Below are 732 nucleotides of genomic sequence, written 5' to 3'. Positions count from 1 at the left end.
TGTCTGTAATCTTCTGCTGCTCCTTGTTCTGTCCGGAATATTTCATCATCAGTTCGATGCCATGCTCTTCGCACCAGGAATAATTCTCAAAGCTTCCGTATCCCGCATCTGCCGGAACCATTTTCGGGTATTTTCCATACTGCTCACAGTAGGTCTCGATGGCAGGAATGAAGTCATGGATATCGTTGCAGTTCTGGGAAACATACACTGTCCGGATATAGCCGCTGCTGACTCCAAGCTGAATATTGTAGCCGGGTTTGAAAACATTGGTGTGGTTATAGTAGTCATATTTCATGTGCATGAAGGTCGCATCCGGATCCGTTTTTGAAAAGCTGTTGCGTCCGTCAGCGAGATCTTCGTAGACGGCATATCGAAGCAGCCGGACAGATACCTGCGCAAAATCATCGTGCAGTTTCTGAAGAGGATGTTTTCTGTGCCCTTTTCCAGTGACGATTTTAACGGCTGCGCGCTCTTCAAGCTGAGCAAACAGTGCGTCCAGCTCGAGAAGATAAGATGGATCCGGTTTTCTGAGAACAGATACCCGTTCCGGAAAGCCATTGGATGCAAGCCAGGCGTTCAGCTTCTCGCAGATCTCGATGAGGGATTTCCATGCGGAGGCCAGATATTTCTGAGTGGCCTTTGTCCAGACGAATGTCATCTTGTTGGCGTTGGCTTCAATTTTTGTTCCATCCAGATAAAGGACAGAAGAGTCTATCTGAGGATCATTCTGTT

1 protein-coding gene is annotated in these 732 nt (G+C 47.5%); it reads right to left on the bottom strand.

The features are described from left to right. Window positions 1–732 (bottom strand): transposase (locus BO222_RS04840; protein WP_143356941.1); only part of this gene is annotated, 732 nt, incomplete at both ends.

This window comes from Ileibacterium valens, from assembly GCF_001945525.1.
Taxonomy (GTDB): Bacteria; Bacillota_I; Bacilli_A; order Erysipelotrichales; family Erysipelotrichaceae; genus Ileibacterium; species Ileibacterium valens.
This window is presented reverse-complemented; position numbering and strand designations above follow the sequence as displayed.